General features: G+C 69.9%; 19 protein-coding genes. 10 read left to right on the forward strand and 9 right to left on the reverse strand.

The genetic code is table 11. The features are described 5' to 3' along the window. Positions 1-27: 27 nt before the first annotated feature. The 7 genes from AruCF_RS21425 to AruCF_RS21455 all read left to right on the forward strand — a co-directional run bounded on the left by AruCF_RS21425 (position 28) and on the right by AruCF_RS21455 (position 8,537). Entirely contained in the window at positions 28-3,432 is a 3,405-nt protein-coding gene (locus AruCF_RS21425) for a response regulator (RefSeq protein WP_049076005.1), read from the forward strand. Positions 3,433-3,461: 29 nt separating this feature from the next. After that, the gene (locus AruCF_RS21430) at positions 3,462-4,307 is read left to right on the forward strand and encodes a CheR family methyltransferase (protein WP_049076006.1); all 846 of its coding nucleotides are present in this window, start codon (positions 3,462-3,464) and stop codon (positions 4,305-4,307) included. Further along, entirely contained in the window at positions 4,304-4,909 is a 606-nt protein-coding gene (locus tag AruCF_RS21435; RefSeq protein ID WP_049076008.1) for a chemotaxis protein CheB, read from the forward strand. The genes AruCF_RS21430 and AruCF_RS21435 overlap by 4 nt, the downstream gene beginning before the upstream one ends. A gap of 19 nt (positions 4,910-4,928) precedes the next feature. Next, a complete protein-coding gene (locus tag AruCF_RS21440; RefSeq protein ID WP_049076010.1) occupies positions 4,929-6,065 on the forward strand; it encodes a hybrid sensor histidine kinase/response regulator in 1,137 nt (378 codons plus the stop codon). 117 nt (positions 6,066-6,182) lie between these two features. After that, positions 6,183-6,674, forward strand: a complete 492-nt coding sequence (locus AruCF_RS21445) for a hypothetical protein (RefSeq protein ID WP_049076011.1) — start codon at positions 6,183-6,185, stop codon at positions 6,672-6,674. Continuing rightward, a complete protein-coding gene (locus AruCF_RS21450; RefSeq protein ID WP_049076013.1) occupies positions 6,671-7,135 on the forward strand; it encodes a hypothetical protein in 465 nt (154 codons plus the stop codon). Before AruCF_RS21445 ends, AruCF_RS21450 begins: the two co-directional genes overlap by 4 nt. A gap of 25 nt (positions 7,136-7,160) precedes the next feature. Next, positions 7,161-8,537: a S41 family peptidase gene (locus AruCF_RS21455; RefSeq protein WP_080977485.1), complete on the forward strand. Its 1,377-nt coding sequence runs from the start codon at positions 7,161-7,163 to the stop codon at positions 8,535-8,537. Between the two features lie 15 nt (positions 8,538-8,552). Here AruCF_RS21455 and AruCF_RS21460 read toward each other — a convergent pair whose 3' ends face one another. The 3 genes from AruCF_RS21460 to AruCF_RS21470 form a co-directional block, all read right to left on the reverse strand. Next, positions 8,553-9,125 (reverse strand): hypothetical protein, encoded by a 573-nt coding sequence (locus AruCF_RS21460; protein WP_049076017.1) that lies wholly within the window; start codon positions 9,123-9,125, stop codon positions 8,553-8,555. Continuing rightward, positions 9,122-9,643, reverse strand: coding sequence for a hypothetical protein (locus AruCF_RS21465; protein WP_049076019.1), 522 nt, complete (start codon positions 9,641-9,643; stop codon positions 9,122-9,124). Before AruCF_RS21465 ends, AruCF_RS21460 begins: the two co-directional genes overlap by 4 nt. Positions 9,644-9,777: 134 nt before the next feature. Next, positions 9,778-10,377, reverse strand: coding sequence for a TetR/AcrR family transcriptional regulator (locus AruCF_RS21470; protein ID WP_049076022.1), 600 nt, complete (start codon positions 10,375-10,377; stop codon positions 9,778-9,780). A gap of 233 nt (positions 10,378-10,610) precedes the next feature. Between AruCF_RS21470 and AruCF_RS21475 the strand changes: the two genes are divergently transcribed. Then, on the forward strand, positions 10,611-12,686 hold the full coding sequence (locus tag AruCF_RS21475; RefSeq protein ID WP_049076025.1) for a DUF8189 domain-containing protein: 2,076 nt from the start codon (positions 10,611-10,613) through the stop codon (positions 12,684-12,686). Positions 12,687-12,703: 17 nt separating this feature from the next. Next, positions 12,704-13,558, forward strand: a complete 855-nt coding sequence (locus AruCF_RS21480; RefSeq protein WP_083036843.1) for a PA3715 family protein — start codon at positions 12,704-12,706, stop codon at positions 13,556-13,558. Positions 13,559-13,582: 24 nt separating this feature from the next. On the opposite strand, the gene AruCF_RS21485 is transcribed toward AruCF_RS21480, so the two are convergent. Next, the gene (locus AruCF_RS21485; RefSeq protein ID WP_235432696.1) at positions 13,583-14,548 is read right to left on the reverse strand and encodes a DJ-1/PfpI family protein; all 966 of its coding nucleotides are present in this window, start codon (positions 14,546-14,548) and stop codon (positions 13,583-13,585) included. Positions 14,549-14,872: 324 nt separating this feature from the next. On the opposite strand from AruCF_RS21485, the gene AruCF_RS21490 reads away from it, so the two are divergent. Next, positions 14,873-15,853 carry a GlxA family transcriptional regulator gene (locus AruCF_RS21490; protein WP_080977486.1) on the forward strand — a complete coding sequence of 327 codons (981 nt, stop codon included), beginning with the start codon at positions 14,873-14,875 and terminating at the stop codon, positions 15,851-15,853. Positions 15,854-15,914: 61 nt separating this feature from the next. On the opposite strand, the gene AruCF_RS21495 is transcribed toward AruCF_RS21490, so the two are convergent. The 5 genes from AruCF_RS21495 to AruCF_RS21515 all read right to left on the reverse strand — a co-directional run. Then, positions 15,915-16,127: a hypothetical protein gene (locus tag AruCF_RS21495; RefSeq protein ID WP_054415139.1), complete on the reverse strand. Its 213-nt coding sequence runs from the start codon at positions 16,125-16,127 to the stop codon at positions 15,915-15,917. 58 nt (positions 16,128-16,185) lie between these two features. Beyond that, a complete protein-coding gene (locus AruCF_RS21500) occupies positions 16,186-17,409 on the reverse strand; it encodes a diguanylate phosphodiesterase (RefSeq protein WP_049076034.1) in 1,224 nt (407 codons plus the stop codon). Between the two features lie 31 nt (positions 17,410-17,440). Beyond that, a complete protein-coding gene (locus AruCF_RS21505; protein WP_049076036.1) occupies positions 17,441-18,703 on the reverse strand; it encodes an MFS transporter in 1,263 nt (420 codons plus the stop codon). Between the two features lie 9 nt (positions 18,704-18,712). Continuing rightward, the gene (locus AruCF_RS21510; protein ID WP_049076038.1) at positions 18,713-19,060 is read right to left on the reverse strand and encodes a DMT family protein; all 348 of its coding nucleotides are present in this window, start codon (positions 19,058-19,060) and stop codon (positions 18,713-18,715) included. A gap of 76 nt (positions 19,061-19,136) precedes the next feature. Next, on the reverse strand, positions 19,137-19,754 hold a 618-nt coding region (locus tag AruCF_RS21515; protein ID WP_367644006.1), incomplete at its 5' end, for a hypothetical protein.

Consider the following 19,754-nt stretch of genomic DNA (forward strand, 5'->3'; position numbering starts at 1 on the left):
CCTTTCGCACCCGAATACACCGTTCCCATGCCGCATTCGCCGCAACGCGCCGCCCGCCACGCCCTGCCCCGCACCTTGATGCTCGGCTTCGTGACGGCCGCCCTGGCCACGCTGGTCATCGCTTTTGTCAACGTGCGCTCGGCCGACACCCGCACCCAGGCGGTCAAGGCCATGGACCGCGCCACCGAGACGCTGCGCCAGCTCAGCCTGTTCAACTCGGCGCTCAAGGATGCCGAGATCGGCCAGCGCGGCTACCTGCTGACCGGGGATCCCACCTACCTGCAGCCCTATCTGCGCTCGGTCCCCCTCATCGAGCAGCGCCTGGCCGTGATCCAGGAGGCCGCCGCCGCCGACCCGGCCCAGCGCCGCATCGTCAACGACATCGCCGGAATCACCCAGCAAAAGCTGGCCGAACTGCGCGAAACCGTCGACATGCGCAAGGCCGGCGACGCCGCCGGCGCGTTGGCCGTGGTGCGCACCGATGCCGGCAAGGACGCGATGGACCGGCTGCGCGACCTGGTCGCCGACCTGTACACGCGGCAACTGTCGCTGGTCGAGGATCAACGCGAAACCTGGGCCTCGGCCTCGGCCACCTCCACCTATTACTCGTGGGGCGGTTCGCTGTTGCTGCTGGCGCTGATCCTGGCCTCGGCCGCGGTGACCATCCGCGAATACCGCGCCAAGGCGCGCCAGGCCTGGGTCACGGCCGGCCTGTCGGGCCTGGGCATGCGCCTGCGCGGCGATCACCGGCTGGACGAGATCGGCAAGCGCGCGCTGGAGTACCTGGCCGAATACCTGCATGCCAGCGTGGGCGCCGGTTACGTGGTCAAGGGCGGCGACGACCTGGAACTCTTTGGCGGCTACGCCCTCCCCGCCGAGCGGCTGACGCAGAAGATCGCGAGCGCGCAAGGACTGGTGGGACAGGCCGCCAGCTCGCGCAAGCTGCTGCACCTGCGCGACGTGCCCCCCGGGCATTTCGAGGTCTCGTCGGCCACCGGGCGTTCCAATCCGGCCGAACTGGTGCTGGCGCCCGCCATGCAGAACGACCGGGTGTATGCGGTGATCGAGCTGGGCTTCAACCACCCGGTGGGCGAGAGCGAGCGCAGCCTGCTCGAAGGCGCCTCCGAGATGCTGGCCTCGGCGATCCGCGCCGGCCTGGACCGCACCCGCCTGGAATCGCTGCTGGCCGAAACCCAGCGCCAGTCGGAAGAACTGCAGACCCAGCAGGAAGAACTGCGCGTCAGCAATGAGGAACTGGAACAGCAAAGCCGTATCCTGCAGGAATCGCAGGCGCGCATGGAAGTGCAGCAGACCGAGCTCAAGCAGGCCAATGTCAGCCTCGAACAGCAGACCGAGCAGCTGCTGCGGGTGCAGGGCGCGCTGACCGACAAGGCGCGCCTGCTGACGCAGGCCAGCCAGTACAAGAGCGAGTTCCTGGCCAACATGAGCCACGAACTGCGCACGCCGCTCAACTCCACGCTGATCCTGGCCAAGCTGCTGTCGGACAACAAGCCCGGCAACCTGAGCCCGGAGCAGGTCAAGTACGCGCAGACCATCCACGCGGCGGGCAGCGATCTGCTGGCGCTGATCAACGACATTCTCGACCTGGCCAAGATCGAGGCGGGCCAGGCCACGGTGGAGGTCGAAGAGGTCGCCATCGCCCCGGCGCTGCAACGGCTGCTGGATCCGCTGCGGCCGATCGCGCAGGAAAAGCGCCTGGCGCTGGAACTGGACATCGCCGCCGACGTGCCGGCATCGCTGCATACCGACCCGCAGCGTCTGGGCCAGGTGCTCAAGAACCTGCTCTCGAACGCGCTCAAGTTCACCGACCAGGGCACGGTCGGGCTCAAGGTCGCGCGCGCGCCGCGCAACATGCTGTCGTTCGCCGTGCACGACACCGGGATTGGCGTGGCGGCCGACCAGCAGGAACTGATTTTCGAGGCTTTCCGCCAGGCAGACGGCAGCACCCATCGCAAGCATGGCGGCACCGGCCTGGGACTGTCGATCTCGCGCGACCTGGCCAAACTGCTGGGCGGCACCCTGTCGCTGGTCAGCACGCCGGGCCAGGGCAGCGTGTTCACGCTGCTGCTGCCGCTGCGCCTGGAAGCCGCGCCGGCCGCGCGCGAGACCGTCATCCCGAACATGGCCACGCCCGCGCCGGCCGTGCCCGCGACGCCGCCGGCCATCGCCGCCGCGGCCATCGAACCCGAACCGGCGTTCCATTACGATGCCGGCCAGGACGGCGCCCGCACCATACTCGTCATCGAAGACGACGAGCGCTTCGCCTCGATCCTGGGCGACCTGGCGCGCGAGATGGGCTTTGCCTGCATGGCGGCGCACACCGCCACCGACGGGCTCGCCCTCGCCACCCGGCGGCGTCCCGACGCCATCGTGCTGGACATCAACCTGCCCGACTTCTCCGGGCTGGGCGTGCTGGACCAGCTCAAGCGCAACCCGCACACCCGCCACATCCCGGTGCACATCGTGTCCGTGGCCGACTACGCGCAGGAAGCCATGGGCCGCGGCGCGGTCGGCTACGCGCTCAAGCCGGTCAAGCGCGAGGAACTGGTCCATGCGTTGCAGCGCCTGGAGGCCAAGTTCACGCAGAACGTGCGGCGCGTGCTGGTGGTCGAGGACGACGAACGCCAGCGCGACAGCGTGCGCGAACTGCTGGCGCGCGATGACGTCGAGATCGTGCCCGCCGCCACCGCCAGCGCCGCGCTGGACCTGCTGCGCACCACCACCTTCGACTGCGTCGTGATGGACCTGAACCTGCCCGACATCAGCGGCCACGAACTGCTGCGCGAGATGGCCGAGCAGGACAGCGTGTCGTTCCCGCCCGTGATCGTGTACACAGGCCGGGCCCTGTCGCGCGACGAGGAACAGCGGCTGCGCCGCTTCTCCAAGTCCATCATCATCAAGGACGCGCGCTCGCCCGAGCGCCTGCTCGACGAAGTGACGCTGTTCCTGCACCAGGTCGAGGCCGACCTGCCGCCGCAGCAGCGCCAGATGCTGGAACTGGCGCGCAGCCGCGACACCGCGCTGGAAGGCCGCACGGTGCTGGTGGTCGAGGACGACGTGCGCAACGTGTTCGCGCTGTCCAGCATCCTGGAGCCGACCGGCCTGCGGGTGGAAATCGCGCGCAACGGCCGCGAGGCGCTGGAGGCCCTGGACCGCGCCGGCAGCGATGGCCAGCGCGCCATCGACCTGGTGCTGATGGACATCATGATGCCCGAGATGGACGGCTATACCGCCATGCGCGAGATCCGCGCCCGGCCCGAATGGCGCCGCCTGCCCATCATCGCGCTGACCGCCAAGGCCATGAAGGACGACCAGGATAAATGCCTGGCCGCCGGCGCCAACGACTACATCGCCAAGCCGCTGGATGTCGAGCGCCTGCTGTCGCTGGTGCGCGTCTGGATGCGCAAGTGACGAGCCGCCGCCCGCCCCCTTCCAAGACCATGAACACGCCGCCGCCCGCCAAGGTGCCCACCGAGGACATCGAGCAGCGCCTGCTGCTCGACGCGATCTACCACCACTATCACTACGACTTCCGCGCCTACGCCCAGGCCTCGCTCAAGCGGCGCCTGCAAAGCGCCCTGTCCCACTTCGGCTGCAAGACGCTGTCCCAGCTGCAGGACCGCGTGCTGCACGAACCGCCAGTGTTCACGGAGCTGCTGCAATTCCTCACGGTGCAGGTCAGCGACATGTTCCGCGACCCCAGCTATTTCCTGGCGCTGCGCAACGAAGTGGTGCCGATCCTGCGCACCTATCCTTCGATCAAGGTGTGGGTGGCCGGGTGCAGCACGGGCGAGGAAGTCTATTCGCTCGCCATCCTGCTGCACGAGGAAGGCCTGCTGGATCGCGCGCTGATCTACGCGACCGACATCAATCCGCACGCCTTGCGCACCGCCGAACAGGGCGTGTACGACCTGGAGCGCGCCGCCACCTTTACCCGCAACCACGCGCAGGCCGGCGGCCGCAGCTCGCTGTCCGACTACTACACCGCGCGCTACGGCCGCGTCGTGTTCGACAAGGCGCTGCGCGAACACATGGTGTTCTCGGATCACAGCCTGGCCACGGACAGCGTCTTCGCCGAAGTGCACCTGGTATCGTGCCGCAACGTGCTCATCTATTTCGAGCGCGAACTCCAGAACCGGGCGCTGCGCCTGTTCCACGACGCCCTGGTGCATCGCGGCTTCATGGGCCTGGGATCGCGGGAATCGGTGCGCTTTTCGGCCCAGGCCGACGGCTTCGACGATTTCGTGCTCGAAGACCGCATCTACCGCAAGAAGGCCGGTCTATGAACCGTCGTTCGCCGGCCCCGCGCGAAGACGCAACGGCCTCGGCCGCCTGGGACGCCATCGTGATCGGCGGTTCGTCGGGCGCCATCGATGTCCTGAACCTGCTGCTGCCGGCGCTGCCGGCCGGCCTGCGGGCGGCCGTGATCGTCCTGCTGCACCTGCCGCGCGACCGCCGCAGCCTGCTGGCCGACATTTTCCGCGACCGCTGCGCCCTGCCGGTGCTGGAGGCCGAGGACCAGATGCCGATACAGCCGGGGCACCTGTACTTCGCCCCGCCCGACTACCACCTGCTGGTGGATCGCGGGCCGCGCCTGGCCCTGTCGATCGGGCCGCCGGTGTATTTCTCGCGGCCATCGATCGACGTCTTGTTCCAGTCCGCCGCGGACTGCTATCGCGAGCGCCTGCTGGGCGTGCTGCTGTCCGGCGCCAATGAGGACGGCGCCGACGGCCTGGCGGCGATCCAGGCAGCGGGCGGCCACGCGCTGGTCCAGGCGCCCGAGACCGCCGCCATGCGCGCCATGCCCGACGCCGCCCTGTCCCGGGTCCCATCATCGCAAGTCCTGCCTCCGGAAGCCATCGCCGCCCTGCTGGCGCGCCTGCCCTGACACCTTCTTCCCCGACACCATGCTACTGACACCTGCCAAATCATCGGACGACCGTATCAAGTGCCTGCTGGTCGATGACGTGCCCGAAAACCTGATCGCCCTGGAAGCGCTGCTGGCCAGCGAGCGTGTCCAGGTGCTCACCGCCCAGTCCGGCCCGCAGGCGCTGGAACTGCTGCTGAATCATCCGGACGTGGCGCTGGCGCTGCTCGACGTGCAGATGCCGGACATGAACGGCTTCGAACTGGCCGAGCTGATCCGCGGCAGCGAACGCACCCGCCACATCCCCCTGATCTTCATCACCGCCGGCTCGCGCGAGCAGAACTGGCAGTTCCGCGGCTACGAGAGCGGCGCGGTGGACTTCCTGTATAAACCGGTCGACCCCTACATGCTGCGCAGCAAGGCCAACGTCTTTTTCGAGCTGCACGAACGCCGCCACGCGCTGGCGCGCGAACTGGAGGCGCGCACCGAGGCGCTGCGGGTCAACGACATGTTCATGGCCGTGCTCGGCCACGACCTGCGCACGCCGCTGCAGGCCGTCATCATGGGCGCGTCGCTGCTGCAACGCCAGAGCGAGGATGCGCGCGTGGTCAGCCTGGCGCAGCGCATCCTGCAAAGCGGCGAACGCATGAACCACCTGATCGCGGATCTGCTCGACGTCACGCGCATCCGCCAGGCCGGCGGCCTGGCCCTGGCGCCGACCCGCCTGGACATGGCAACGCTGGTCGACCGCACGCTGGACGAGATCCGCACCGGCGCCGGCGACCGCCGCATCGATACCGAATGCCATGGCGATACGGCCGGCGAGTGGGACGGAGAGCGTATCGCGCAGGTGCTCGCCAATCTGCTGGGCAATGCCCTGCACCATGGCAGCCCCGAGGCGCCGGTGCGCGTCGAGGTCGATGGCGCGGCGCCCGGCCAGGTCACCGTCACGGTCAGCAACGGCGGCACCATTCCCCCGGAACTGCTGCCGCAGCTGTTCAATCCGTTCCGCAGCGGCGCCCGTCCCGCCGGCGGCCACCGTGGCCTGGGCCTGGGCCTGTTCATCGCGCAGCAGATCGTGCTGGCGCATGGCGGCCGCATCGCCGCCGAATCGCGCGATGCCATCACGCGCTTTCGCGTGACGCTGCCGCGCCAAGTGCCGCCGGCCGCCGGCTGAGCGCGGCGCGTTCGTTCTGTCGCACCTGTAACCGTCGGCGATACCGGGCGGCTGCTAAGATCGGCGCACGCAAAAGTTGGGGCGCCGCGCGCAAGCGCCGGCGCCGCATTCCGCCGAATGACAAGACTTCCATTTGCCTTTCTGGCCGGGCCTTTCTGGACGGCCGTGTTCCTTGGCCTGCAAGCGTGCCTGTTCTGGCGCGACGCGCCCGGCCTCGCCGGCCCCGCCGAACAGCCGGACTGGGTGCTCATGGCCACGTTGCTGGGCCTGCTGGCCGGCGCCATCGCCATGGCCGTGCTGGGCCTGCCGGCGCACCGGCTGCTGCGGCGTCGCCGCCGCACCGCGCTGGCGCCTTACGTGCTGGCCTTCACCGCCATCGGCCTGGTGGGCTGGTGCGCCGCGCTCCTCATCGCCTCCGCGTTCGGTCCCGCCGACCTGCGCCTCGCCTTGTACATGCTGGCCGACACCGTGGTGTCACGCCCGGCGGTCCCCCTGGCGGCCGCCGCGCTGGGCGCCCTGATCGGCGCCAGCTTCTGGGCCATCGCCCGACCCGACAGGACTGACCCACTCCCCGAACCATCCGCTCCCCGACCTGGAGGCTCCGCATGATCCGCCACCGCCCGCTCGCCCTGACCGCCGCCGCCTTCGCGCTGTGCGCCGCATCCACCAGCTACGCACAGTCCGACCGCGAGGTCGTCGACACCACCGTGGCGCGCAGCGCCAACGTGTGCCCCGGGCACAGCAAGGAGCGCACCACGCCGACCGTCAAGCTGGTGCCCGTGGGCGCCCTGCGCGTGCTGCTGGACAAGGGTTTCGTGATGTGCCCCGACCGCCGCCTGGACGCCGACGCGCCCGTGGCCTGGTTCGGCCAGTGGGGCGTGTACGCCTGGAATCCCGAGGTCGATGGCGCCGGCAAGCTGGCGGCCGCGCAGATCGACAAGATGACGCGCAGCGAGGACTTCCCGACCGACACCCGGGTATGGAGCCTCGCGGGCGAAACGCTGAAGAACCGCACGGTGCCCGCGTTCGAACCGCGTCCCGGCGCGGCGGTGCGCGTGAAAGTCCAGTAACCCCGTGGCCACGCACGGTGCCACGATGCGACGCGCCTTGGGCGCCCTGTTGCTGGCCGGCACGGCCGTGCTGGCGTCCCCCGCCAGTGCCCTGTCGCGCCTGGAAATCGAGGCCACGCTCGCGGCCGCCATGACCCAGGTCGCGGACCAGTACGTCGATCCGGTCGGTTCACGCATGCTGGCGGTGCACGGCCTGCGCGCGCTGGCGGTCCTGCCCGGCGCCGACGCGCCCGCGCGCCGGGCCGCCATCGAGCAGGCCGTCCAGGCCGAACATCAGGCCGAAGGCCTTGCCCCGCAGACGCGCATCCTGGCCGATGAAATCCTGCGCTTTGGCGACGCCGCCGCGCGCGAGGCGGCGCTGTACGCGGCCCTGCGCGGCATGATGGCCAGCCTGGACCCCTATAGCCGCGTCGCCAGCCGTGCCGAACTGGCGCCCCCGCCCGCCTCGGTCGGCCTGGAACTCTCTCTGCGAAATGGCGCCCTGACCGTGGTGCGGCCCTTGCCCGGCGGCCCCGGCGAACGCGCCGGCATCCAGGCCGGCGACATCGTCGTCAGCGTCGACGGCCAGCCCACCGCGGGCCTGCCGCTCCCCGAGGCCGTCGCCTTGCTGCGCGGCGCGACCGGCACCCGGCCGGCGCTCGCGCTGCGTCGGCCCGGCACAGCCGGCACGATCATGGCGCAGCCCGTACGCGGGCCGGTGCAGGCGCCGCCCACGGTGCAGTGGGAACGGGACGGCGCGGTCGCGCTGATCCGGGTGTCCGGCTTCGACAGCAGGACCGGCGCCCAGTTGCGGGAATCGCTCGACGCCGCCGCCCGCGCCGGCGCCCCGCTGGCGGGCCTGGTGCTGGATTTGCGCGGCAATGCCGGCGGACTGCTCGACGTGGCCGAACAAGTCGCCGGCATGGCGCTGCCCGAAGGCGCCACGATCGGCGGCCTGCGTGGCCGCACCCCGGCCAATGCCCATCCCCTGCGCGCCCGCGACGCCCTGCTGCCGCATGATGTGGCGGTGGTGGTGCTGGTCGATCACCGCACCGGCGCCGGCGCGGAAATCGTGGCCGCCGCCCTGCAGGACCACGGCCGCGCCCTGTTGATCGGCGCGCAGACCGCTGGCGCCGGCACGATCCAGACGGTACTGCCCCTGCCCGCCGAACAGGGCGCGCTGGTGGTGACCACCGCCCGCGTATACCGCGCCAATGGCGCGCGGCTGGATGCGGCCGGCGTGACGCCGGACATGCTGCTGGACGAAGCCACGCGGCGGATCACCGTGCGCGCCGATCTCGCGGCCGACTTCAACAGCGCCTTGGCGCAGCGCGTGCGCACGGCCGTGGCCACGGCTCCCGCCGGCGCCGACACGGCCCGGCTGGCGGCGCTGACCGCGCTGGCGGACGCCGGCCGCGACTGATCCTTGCCGTCCGCGTCACCCGCGGCGCGTGCGCGCACGCGTGGCGGGATCCGTGGCAAGCGCATCATCGGTGGCGTTGCGCGGCGCGGTCGCCGCCGCCACCGGCGCCACCATGGCCTGCGCGGCGCTGGCGGCCACGACCAGCGCGGGCGGCAGCAGCGCAGGCTGGCCAGCCGCGATGCGATACGGCTGCAACGGCAACAGCGCAGGGATCGTGCCCAGGTCATTGGCCGCCCCGGCACGCGCCTGCAATACCGTCTGCTCATCCCGAAGCGCCTGGTTGACCGCCGCGCCGCGCGCCTGCAGGCGCGCCTGTTCCTCGTGGAAAGCGCGGATCGCGTTGCGCACGCAGTGCGCGGTGTATTGGTCGCGCAGCGGATCGACGGACGCGCCGGCGCCTGCCCGTGCCAACCCGGTCACCCCGGGCGGCGTTGTCGCCCGCGGGCGCTCGACTTGCGGGCGCGTGAACGATGGCGCCGGCGCGCCCCGCGCCGCCTGCATCTGGACGCGCAGGCGCTCGGCGCGGTAGGGATCGCGCACATCGCCCATCCGCGCCGCGCCAAGCGCATCGAGGCCGCAGTGGCTCATGACTGTACCCGGGCCACGCCGGCCGGCACACGACGGCGCCGCGCGCGGATCCACAACTGCTGCGCGGCCGCGCCCAGCACGAACACCGCCAGCCAGGTCGCCAGCGCGCCCCGCACCAGCGGCGACTGCGGACTCTCGGCGAACGGATGCGACGCCGGCAACCGCGTCAACGTTTCCGCGATGCCCGGGATCCACATGAGGAAGAAACTGAACGAAAAGCCCAGTTGGGCCAGATGCTGGCGAGCACGGGGCAGCCACGGCATCCGCGCCACCAGCAGCGCCCCCGACACCGCCAGCAACGCCAGGATGCCGAGCGCGTGCCCGGCATTGAAGCCGCCGGTGCTGGACAGCCCGAAGGACGTCAGCACGGCCACCAGCAAGCCGCCCAGATAGACCTTGCCGGCGGGCGTGGCGCTGTCGATGCCGCGGTAGCGGACGAAGCTGTACAGCCCGGTAAAGGCGGGCACCAGGCTGATGAGGGTGTGCGCCGCGCCCAGGGCGGAAATGGGATGTGGCATGAGGGGAACTCCTTGAAAGAGGGGCAAACAGACGGTGGGAAAAGACGGCAGGTGTACGTCACGTTAAACAACCAACTAGTTGGTTGGTTTTGATGGCAAAAAAAGCGCACCCGCCGGGGTGCGCCGCAAAACGATCAGGCTGGCGCCGTCAGCCTGGCAATGGCCGCGCGCGCAATCGCGGCGAACGTGTCGGGATCGCCGAACGCCCGCGCCGTCAGCATCGCGCCGTGTACGGTGGACATGAAGGCTTGCGCCTCGGCCTGGGCGCCGCCGCGCAATTGGAACTGCCCGGTCGCGGCGCCATGTTCCAGCACCAGCGCCAGCCACGTGCTCAGTTCGCTGAAATAGGCCCGCACCGCATCGGCGACCGCCTGCGGCAACAGGGGCAATTCGGCGGCCAGCATGGCGCAGATGCAAATGGGCGCGCTGCCGTCGCGGATACAGCCGGCCCAGTAGTCGGTATAGGCGGTCAGCCGCGCCAGCGGATCCTTGACGCGCTGGTCGAGCGCCGCCAGGCCGTCGCGGGCCTGCGCGCGATGCTGCGCCACAACGGTCAGCACCAGGTCGACCTTGGCCGGGAAATGGTGGTGGATGCTGGCCTTGCCGATGCGCACGCGCTCGGACACATCGGCATAGCTGAAGCCGTGATAGCCGCCGGCGGCAAGCAGCTGCTTGGTCTGCGCGACGATTTCCAGCGCCCTTGGGGACAGTTCCAGGTTTATCGGTATGGACATGATGATCAGCGAAAACGATGGATGCGGCCGGGCGCGAACAGTTTCGAGTAAACCAATCTACTAGTTGGTTGATTTCCTGTCAACCCACGATTTCCTCCCGCCCGCGATGCGCCCCCGGCACCGGCCCTGCCGGCCGCTCGCGCCCGGAATCGGGGTCAGCCCGTCCGCGACGCGACTTGCTAAGATGCCCGCAACCGGCAATTTCATATCCCTGCCTTCCGGAGCCACGCCTCTTGACGCGGATACTCACGACCCTGCTCTCCCTTGCCGCGCGGGCGCTGTTCTTCGCCTGCCTGGCCTCCCCCGCCCTCGCCGCGCCGCCCACGCTGGCGCAGTGCAACGGCATCAAGGACCTGGCCTTCGTCGCCCACCTGGACGACGACCTGCTGTTCATGAACCCGGACATCGCCTCCAACATCGCGGCCGGCGGCTGCGTGCGCGTGGTCTATCTGACGGCCAGCGACGCCGGCGAAGGCGACACTTACATGCTGGGCCGCGAGCGCGGTGTGCGCGCCGCTTACGCCTACATGGCGCGCCAGCCCGATCTCTGGAAAGAAAGCGCCGGCCGCGTCGGCCCGCGGCAGATCGCGCGCTTCACCCTGAGCGGCAATCCGCGCGTGCAACTGTGGCACCTGCGCCTGAAGGACCCGTGGCTGGGCAAGGGCTGGGGCAGCCTCACGCCGCTGAGCCGCACCGAATCCGAACCGGGGCAAATGGTGGACACGCTCGGCCCCTACCCCGAGGTCTACTCGCGCGAGCAACTGGTCGACACCCTGGCCGAACTGATCCGCCAGTATCAACCGACCACGGTGCGCCACCTGGACGACACCATCACGGTGCCTTACACGCAGTTGTGCTGGCGCTGCGCCGGACACGGGCATCCCGACCATATCGCCAGCGCGCGGCTGGTGCGCGCGGCCATGCTGCGCGCGCCCGGCAACTATGCCGAGACCGGCTACATCGACTACCCCAGCCAGGAACGCGCCAGCAACCTCGCCGAAAACGAAATCGCCACCAAATCGGTGATCTTCCAGCACTATGCCTGGAACGACTACCACTATTGCGCCGGCCCCACGGGCTGCAAGGAACCCGCCGGGCCGGCCGCCGCCTGGGTGCAGCGCGCCTACTACGTGTCGCGGCAGGACATGCCGCCGCAGATCTATCCGGATGGACGCGACGGCCTGGTGGTGTTCGCCGCCGGCGAAACCAATGCCGCCGTCAACCGCTGGGACTCGGGCCAGCGCCGCTGGCAGAGCCTGGGCGGGCGCACCAGCGGCCCGCTGGTCACGTTCGGCCACGCCGACGGCACCGCCGGCCTGATGGCGCGCGATCCCCTGGGCGGGGTGTGGGCCAACAAACAGCGCCATGATGGCACCTGGCAGGGGTGGCAGGCACTGGTCGGCATCCGCGTCACGCAGATCCCGGCCGTGGCGCCGCGCGGCGAAGCCGCCGCCGTGGCGCTGGGCTACGACGGCCTGCTGCACTGGATCGCGCCTTCAGGCATCGACGGCAGCTGGAGCACCTGGCAAAGCCTGCCGCCGCTGGACGGCGCCACCGGCGCGCCCGCGGTCGTGCGTGGCAACGATGGCCGCTACATCGTGTTCGCATCGGCGGGCGGCGGCCAGCTGTTCTACACCCGCCAGCGGCCCGCCGCCAAAAGCCAGCGCCCCGACTGGCAGCCCTGGCGCCGCATCCCCGCGCCCCAAGCGGCCGGCGGACTGGCCGCGATCCGCAACCATGAACACCGGGTCGAACTCTATTTCCGCCAACGCGCCAACAATCACCTGACCCGCCTGGAAGAAGCTGGCGACACCACGGACATGGACATGGACTGGAGCGCGCCCGCCGACCTGGGCGTGCCCTATATCGGCCGCCCCGCCATCGACGCCGATGCGCAGGGCAACGTGGTCCTGGCGATCCTGGAACGCGCCGATGGCCCGCTCTGGCTGGTCGAGCGCGGCAAGCCGACGCGGCTGGAGGCCGAGGCCGCGTCACCGCCGGCGCTCCATCTCATCAATGGCACGTTGTATGTGGTGGCACGTATGGCGGGCGGCCCCCAGCGTTACCAGGTGCTCTCGCGCCGCGATGGCCAGTGGGCCGCCAGCCTGACGCTGGACGGCATGCCGGCCACCGGCGGCGGCCCCTTCGCCAACCTGGCCGCGCGGCCCGCGGACCTGCCCAAGCTGGGCGCCAACGACAGCCACAACGCCGTGGTGATACGGCCATCCCCCTCCGAGCCGGGCACCTTGACGCAGGAACCCATGCCCACGCAGGCCTCGCGCGCCGCCACCCCGACCCATACGCAATGACAACCCCGACATCCGACATGCTAAGTTCCCTGTCCGCCCTGGCCGCCCCCCTGGCGCTGGCCGCCTTGCTCGCCCCCGGCGCCGCGCACGCCGCCCGTGACGCCTGCCCGCAGGCCGAGGCGATCGTGCGCGCGGCCTATCCCCAGGCGCCCGCCGCCGACAAGGACGGCAACCTCCGTCTTGGCCGCGACAACATCGTCATCCGCATCGCCGACGCCGATTACGGCGAGCCTTTCGCCGTGATCTGCAAGACGTGGCCGGCCCACCCCGACCTGCTGCTGGCGGCGATTCCACTGGTGCAGGACACGCCCAACCAGGACGACGGCCACACGGGCGACCTGCGCATCCTGGTGCTGGACCGCGCCACCCTGAAGACGCGCCATGACATCCTGCTGCCCGGGGTGATGTCGGACGATGCCATACGCATCACCAACGTATCCTTCGACACCGCCCGTTATGACCTTGCCCCGGGCCGCCGCGCCTTCGGCCTGCGGATCTCCCACGTCGGCGCCTCGCGCGCCAATCCCTTCGACGAAACCAGCCTGCGCCTGTTCGATATCGGCCCCAAGGGGCTGGCGATGGTGCTGGACGGCCTGATCGCCAGCCGCTCGACCGGCGAATGGGACACCAACTGCGCCGGCAGATTCAACAGCCGCGTGGTCACCCTGTCCGTGGGCGACACGGCCACCCACGGATACCGCGACCTGATCACGAGCGAGTCGTACGAGTCGAGCCGCACGGCCTTGCAGAAAGGCGACTGCCAGGAAAAGGTCGTCGACAAGGGCAAGATCCCGCGCACGCTGAAGTTCGACGGCCAGCGCTATCAGATCCCGGAGAAGTTGCGGTCGCTGGACCGGGACAACGCGGGGTAGCCTGGCGCCGACGCTCGCGCGCAATCAGCGTTTTGGCCTCGGATACTCCAACTGCAATGCCACGAAATCGGCTGTCGCCTGGCCGTAGCGATCCTGCAGCAGATCCAGCATGCGGGCGAGCGCCGCGCGCGGCTCGCCCTCGGCCACGGGTTTTTCCGCGAGCCACGGCAATGACGCCTCGCCGGCATCCGCGCCGTCGTCTGGCAGATAGACCAGGCCGCTCGCCAACGTGACCGGCCCCGCATCGCCGGTCCTTCCAACGATCGAGGTCCGGTAGCTGCGCGCGAACGCATCGGCGGCAAGCGCCAGATACAGATCATCGGCGCCGGGCGCCAGCCGCGCCACCAGTGTTTCATGGCGCCAGAACGCCACCGCGTTGGCCGCCGCGGTGTATAGATGCCGCGGCCCGAGACGGAACCCCTCTCCGGGGTGCGGCCCGCCCCACTCGCCCTCCCCCAACTCCCGCGCCAGCGATTGCGCCCGAGACGGGCCCGCCAGCGCCTGCACCAGCGCCAGCGACACCGGAATCGAGGCGCTGACACCCGTGGTGGTCACGACATTCCCGTCGGCCACGTAGCGTCGATCCTGACGCCATCGCACGCCGGGAAAGCCGTCGGCAAGGGCGCCGCGGGAATACCAATGCGATACCGCCTCGCGGCCCTCCAGCAAGCCGGCCCGGGCCAGCACCCAGACCCCATCGCAGATTCCGATGACCACCGCGCCCTTGCGGGCCTGGCCCGCCACCCACGCCAGCAATCGTGGATCGTCGTCATCGTGCACGGCCGGCACGATGACGTAGTCGGCGCCATCGGGATAGCGCTGGTCGAAAGCGGCGATATCGGCGTCGGGACGCGCCCGCAATGCCGGGAAAAAGCGCACGGGTCCCGGCTCCAGCCCCAACGCCCACACATCGGCGCCGCCGGCGCGCTTCAATACGGCGTACGGCACCACGAAATCCTCCAACTCGGTGTTCGCGTTGTGCGCGATCACGGCAACCACCGGCCTGCGCGACGGATCCGCGGACAGGCGCGGGCCTGGCAGCGCCTGCCCCGCTTGCGGGCGGGACAGGGCAGCCGGCACACCGCCTGGATCGCGCCACACAAGCGTCGCAATAACGACCGGCACGCACGCCAATGCGCACCACAAAACCGAACGACGCCCCTTGCCTGACATCGGTGTACCCCTGCATTCGACGAGGCCCGGCCTCAACCCGGCGAGACTAAGACATCCGCAAGGCTGGCAGCAATGACAAGATTCCGCCGTTTTCTGCCACTGGCCGTTACCATGGCGGCTGTTCCTCCCCTCACGTCCCTCATGTCGCTCCCACTCCCGCCAGCCGACAGGTCGCGCCTGATCGCGATCCTCGCCTTCCCCACCGCGCAGCATCTGGACATTGCGGGTCCCGCCGATGTCTTCGCGATGGCCGGCGCGCTGGGCGTGGATACCCCCTACCGCGTCGTCGTCCTGTCCGGCGCCGGTGGGCCCATCACGCTGTCGAACGGGTTGACCTTGCACACGGAAGCCGCCGCCAGCGTCGCCCCCGCCAGCGTCGACACGCTGATCATCGCGGGCGGCGAACGGGACGGGTTGATGCATGCCGGGGCGGATCAAGCGTTGCGAGCCTGGCTGGACCAGGCGTGCCCGCGTGTGCGCAGGCTGGCCTCGGTATGCACGGGCGCATTCCTGCTGGCCCACTGGGGCATGCTGGCCGGCCGGCGCGTGGCGACCCACTGGCGTTCCGCGCAGTTGCTGGCGGGGCATTTCACCGACCTGGATGTGGATCCCGACGCGTTGTATGTCCAGGACGGCAGGCTCTGGACCTCGGGCGGCGTGACCGCCGGCATCGACATGTGCCTGGCGATGGTCGAGCAGGATGCGGGCCGCTGGCTGGCCTCTCGCGTGGCGCGCCAATTGAACCTGGCGTTGCGGCGGCCCGGCAACCAGGCGCAGTATTCGCTCATCCTGGAGGGGCAGGCCGGCGCCTATGGCGAACTGGTCGATTGGCTGCGCCGCCACATGGCCGAGGCCATCAGCGTCGAACGCATGGCCCAGGCGGCGGGCCAGGCGCCCCGCACCTTCCATCGTGGATTCACACGCGCGACCGGGTTCACGCCGCGCGCCTTCCTGGAAGCGTTGCGGCTGGAAACGGTACGCGCGGGCCTGGATGCCGACCAGCCGCTCAAGGCATTGGCAAGGGCCACCGGATTCCGTTCCGAGGGGCAACTGTCCAAGGCGTTCCTGCGGCGCTTCGGTCTCACGCCCTCTCAGTATCGCGGCCGCGCTCAGGCGACTTGAGCCTGCGCAAGCCGCCCACCGCGGCGGAGCGTCCGGCGCGCCGCGGGCTCACGGACAGCATCTACCGCGGCCCCGCCTGCCTGAGCGTTTCCTGCACGTCTTCGAGTTTCTGTCGAAGCTCCAGCAACTCCGCCTCGACCAATCTGAACAACCCCGAGGCCACCTCCGCGTGCAGCGCGAACGCGGCTTTCACGCCGTCGAGATCATTCGCGGTATCCATCAGCCTGGCTACGGTGACCAGACTCTGATTCAAGGCCGCCAATCTGACTGTCATGGGTGAGTGCTCCCATCGGATTTGAATTGACATCCATCCCGCGGCGGATTCCGCCCCCTCAGCTACCCTGATGCCCGCCAGACCGTCGCGGCCATCGGACCGCCGGCACGCCGTTCAGCGCGGGCCGGGCGAACAGGTACCCCTGGAAACGCTCCACCCCCGCCGCCTGCAGCCAACGCCACTCTTGTACCCGTTCAACGCCCTCGGCGACGGGCGTGATTCCCAACGCCGCGCACACTTCGACAATCGCGCGCACAATCGCTTGCCGCGGGCCATCCGAATGGATGTTCTGAATGATCTTGCGATCGATCTTGAGCTTGTCCGGCTGAAAATCCGCCAGCAACGACAGGCCGGCGAAGCCCGCGCCAAAATCGTCGATGGCCACGCCAATGCCGGCGCGGCGCAACCGCTCGATGGCCGCGCCGAAGTCGCCCTGGTTCACGATGGCCTCCTCCTCGGTGATCTCCACGATCACCTGCCGGGGCGACAAACCGCACCCCGTGATCTGCGCGACCAGGAATTCCACCGCCGACGGATCGGCGACCAACGACATGGGCAACAGATTCACCGACAGCTTGATGTCGTCCAGATGCAGGCGACTTGCCAGGCGAAACGCGGACGCCTTGGACTCCAGGTCGATCCGGTAGCGCTGGTCTGGCGGCACGGTCGAGAACAGCTCCTGCGGCGATCCGCCGGACGGACCACGAATCAGGAATTCGAACGAACTGATCTCCCGCCGCATCGGCTCGACGATCGGCTGCAGGGCGAACTGATACGCCTGCTCCGCGCGCAAGCCGGGCTCGGGCAAGGCGGCGTCCGCCTCGAATCTCCAGCCCGCCCCATCGTCGCCATCGGCGATGGGGTGGGTTGACTGCGCCAGCGCGTACCAGGTGAGGATCTTGGCGACCCGGTCGTCGCTGGCAGCCAGCCTGGCCTGTTTTTTCATCTTGTCGAGGATGAGCGAGGGCACCCGCGCCGCCTCGAACTCACGCAGGTCGATCATTGCCATCTGATCGCCCTCGAAACGGCGAAACGGTCCCTGGTCGCGCAGGAGCCGCACAACGCTCCCATGCCGCGGGTCGCGTTGGATCGTGTCGAACAGCGCCTCCACCGCCCGCGGCGGCCCTTCCAGCAACTGGACGAAGTGACTGCCGTCGAAAAGCAGGATGCCGGTGACGTCCAAGGACGCGTTGCGCACCCTGGCCTTCCGTATGAGAAGGTCGAAATCGTCAGCGCGCATGGCGCTACAGAGCCGGCTGCGGTAAATCAAGGTGGATAACATGACGAACCCTTTGTCACCGGTGCCTGCATGGTCAATGGCAAGAGTTTACGTCGGCGGCCCGCCGAGCGTCACCGGTTCGCACGTCGCCGCGCGCCGTCCGGTGGGTCGCGACCAGCGCCAACGAGAGCGTGGCGACGCCGCTCAGCGCGATGAAGGCCGCGCCGTACCCATGGTGTTGCGCCACCCAGCCGCCCAGGGCCGGGCTGAGCGCCGCGCCCGCGCCCTGGATGGCCATGACCGCCCCCAACCCCGCATTGACATGCCCGCTTCCGCGCAGGATCGATGCCACCAGCCCCGGCAGCGCCACGCCCATCAGGCCGGCGGCGACGCCATCCATCATCTGCACCGGCACCAGCGCGCAAGCGGCGGGCAAGGCCGCGGCCAGCAGCCCGCGCAGCGGCAGCACACAGCATGCCAACGCGAGCAGCCGCCAATAGCCGTACTGCCGGGCGTGGCGTCCGGCCAGCAGCGCCACCGGAATCATGACCAGTTGCGCGACGATGATCGTCAGCGCCGTATAGGCGCTGGGGTCGGCCTGGCCGCGCGCAACGGCGGACTGCCCCAGCAGAGGCAGCATGGCCGCATTGCCAAGGTGGAACAGCATCATGATCAATGCCACCCGGCGCAGCGCTTTCGAGCGCGACAGCACTTGCCAGATGCCCGGCGCCTGTTGCGGGCCCACCGGGGCCGAGGCCGCGGGCTCGGCCCCGCGAGCGACATCATGGTCGATCGCCGACGGTCGGATCCGCCCCAGGCAGACGAACGCCCCGCATGGCACCACCACCATCAACACGAAGACCGCCGAAAGGCCCCAGCGGTAGCCGGCCAGGCCGGCCAGCGCCGCGGCCGCGACGTTGCCCGAGTGGTTCCAGGCCTCGTTCAGCCCAAGCTGGCGCGGCAAGCCGCGCGGACCGACCAGCCCCAGCGTCAGGCCCATGATGGCCGGCGCGAACAGGGCGCCAATAATGGCCGCCAGGATCTGCGTGGCGGCCGCCACGCTGGCCACCGGCAGGGCCCACAGCGCCAGGTTGCAGGCGATCAGGGCCAGGGTGGCGCCGGCCAGCAGGCCGCGCTTGCGGCGCGAGGCATCCACCCACGCGCCCATCGGCGTGGTGGCCAGCATGCCCGCCAGGCCGGCGGCCGTCATCAGGTAGCCGATGGCGTCGGCGTGCCAGCCATGGCCCAACAGGAACACGCCCAGGAACGGGCCCAGCCCGTCGCGCACGTCGGCCAGGAAGAAGTTGACACCCGCCAGCCAGCGCTGCGAGTCGGTGTCCGTTTGCGCGGTCGTCATGATCGTTTCCTAGGGCAAGGGGCCCTTGAAGACGAAGAACGCGCCCAATCCGATGCAGCCAAAACCGACCAGGTGATTGAGCGTCAAACGCTCGCCCAGGTAGAAGACCGAGAACACGGCGAACACCGTCAAGGTGATGACCTCTTGCATGGTCTTGAGTTCGGCGGCGCTGTAGACGGCATGGCCGATGCGGTTTGCCGGCACCGCGAAGCAATATTCGGCGAAGGCGATCAGCCAGCTGGCCAGGACAACGACATACAACGGACGTTCGCCGAACTTGAGGTGTCCATACCAGGCGAAGGTCATGAAGACATTGGAGACCAGCAGCAGGGCGACGGGCAGGAGCTTGGGAGACATCTTCGGAAATCCCGGGGGAATGATGGGCAGGCCGCCGCTCGGCGCGGCGGCCCGGTCAGGAAGAACGCGGCAGCGCTCAGGGCGTGCGGTCATACAGCGGCTGCAGCGCCGACAGGCTGGTCCCCATGCTGATCGCCTCCAGCGACGTGCCCAGGGCGTTGCGCGTTCCCAGGCCGTCGGCGGCGAACGGCGCGCCGGGCAGTACCGACAGTCGCAGGCTCTCCGGCGGGAAGCGGACGATGCTGCCGTCGGTCAGGATGACGCCGTTGGCCTCGCCGCGCGGGCCGGTCAGCACGGCATCGACCTGGCCTTCCACCCGTTGCGGCCGCAGCGCCTGGGCGCGCAGGTGCGGCGGCAGCGGCCGTCCCGCGTCCGGCGGCGGCGGTTGGTCATAGACGGTCTGGCCGCTGGAGGCATTGACGATGGCGTCGGCCTTGACGCTGCCGCGCGACTGCGGGCGGCCAATGACGCGGACGGCGTCGCCAGGCTTGATCGCCGCGCTGAGCGCCTGGGACAGATGCGGCGGAAACCGCACCACGGTGCCGTCGGCCAGCCGCAGGCCGTCGACCTCGCCGTAGGGATTGATCAGCAGACGCTGGACCTGGCCCTGCGCCACGACCGGCGCGGCGGCGCCGGGCGCGGGCGGCGGCATCGCGGCAAGCGGCGGCGGGGGCACCGCGCCGGCTGGGGTCGG

Source organism: Achromobacter ruhlandii (genome assembly GCF_002082135.1).
GTDB classification, from domain to species: Bacteria; Pseudomonadota; Gammaproteobacteria; order Burkholderiales; family Burkholderiaceae_B; genus Achromobacter; species Achromobacter ruhlandii.

What these genes read in the sequence shown, in the direction of transcription:
- AruCF_RS21425 (WP_049076005.1), top strand. Translation starts at nt 28, where the DNA reads ATGCCGCATTCGCCGCAACGCGCCGCCCGCCACGCCCTGCCCCGCACC.
- AruCF_RS21430 (WP_049076006.1), top strand. Translation starts at nt 3,462, where the DNA reads ATGAACACGCCGCCGCCCGCCAAGGTGCCCACCGAGGACATCGAGCAG.
- AruCF_RS21435 (WP_049076008.1), top strand. Translation starts at nt 4,304, where the DNA reads ATGAACCGTCGTTCGCCGGCCCCGCGCGAAGACGCAACGGCCTCGGCC.
- AruCF_RS21440 (WP_049076010.1), top strand. Translation starts at nt 4,929, where the DNA reads ATGCTACTGACACCTGCCAAATCATCGGACGACCGTATCAAGTGCCTG.
- AruCF_RS21445 (WP_049076011.1), top strand. Translation starts at nt 6,183, where the DNA reads ATGACAAGACTTCCATTTGCCTTTCTGGCCGGGCCTTTCTGGACGGCC.
- AruCF_RS21450 (WP_049076013.1), top strand. Translation starts at nt 6,671, where the DNA reads ATGATCCGCCACCGCCCGCTCGCCCTGACCGCCGCCGCCTTCGCGCTG.
- AruCF_RS21455 (WP_080977485.1), top strand. Translation starts at nt 7,161, where the DNA reads ATGCGACGCGCCTTGGGCGCCCTGTTGCTGGCCGGCACGGCCGTGCTG.
- AruCF_RS21460 (WP_049076017.1), bottom strand. Translation starts at nt 9,125, where the DNA reads ATGAGCCACTGCGGCCTCGATGCGCTTGGCGCGGCGCGGATGGGCGAT.
- AruCF_RS21465 (WP_049076019.1), bottom strand. Translation starts at nt 9,643, where the DNA reads ATGCCACATCCCATTTCCGCCCTGGGCGCGGCGCACACCCTCATCAGC.
- AruCF_RS21470 (WP_049076022.1), bottom strand. Translation starts at nt 10,377, where the DNA reads ATGTCCATACCGATAAACCTGGAACTGTCCCCAAGGGCGCTGGAAATC.
- AruCF_RS21480 (WP_083036843.1), top strand. Translation starts at nt 12,704, where the DNA reads ATGCTAAGTTCCCTGTCCGCCCTGGCCGCCCCCCTGGCGCTGGCCGCC.
- AruCF_RS21490 (WP_080977486.1), top strand. Translation starts at nt 14,873, where the DNA reads ATGTCGCTCCCACTCCCGCCAGCCGACAGGTCGCGCCTGATCGCGATC.
- AruCF_RS21495 (WP_054415139.1), bottom strand. Translation starts at nt 16,127, where the DNA reads ATGACAGTCAGATTGGCGGCCTTGAATCAGAGTCTGGTCACCGTAGCC.
- AruCF_RS21500 (WP_049076034.1), bottom strand. Translation starts at nt 17,409, where the DNA reads ATGTTATCCACCTTGATTTACCGCAGCCGGCTCTGTAGCGCCATGCGC.
- AruCF_RS21505 (WP_049076036.1), bottom strand. Translation starts at nt 18,703, where the DNA reads ATGACGACCGCGCAAACGGACACCGACTCGCAGCGCTGGCTGGCGGGT.
- AruCF_RS21510 (WP_049076038.1), bottom strand. Translation starts at nt 19,060, where the DNA reads ATGTCTCCCAAGCTCCTGCCCGTCGCCCTGCTGCTGGTCTCCAATGTC.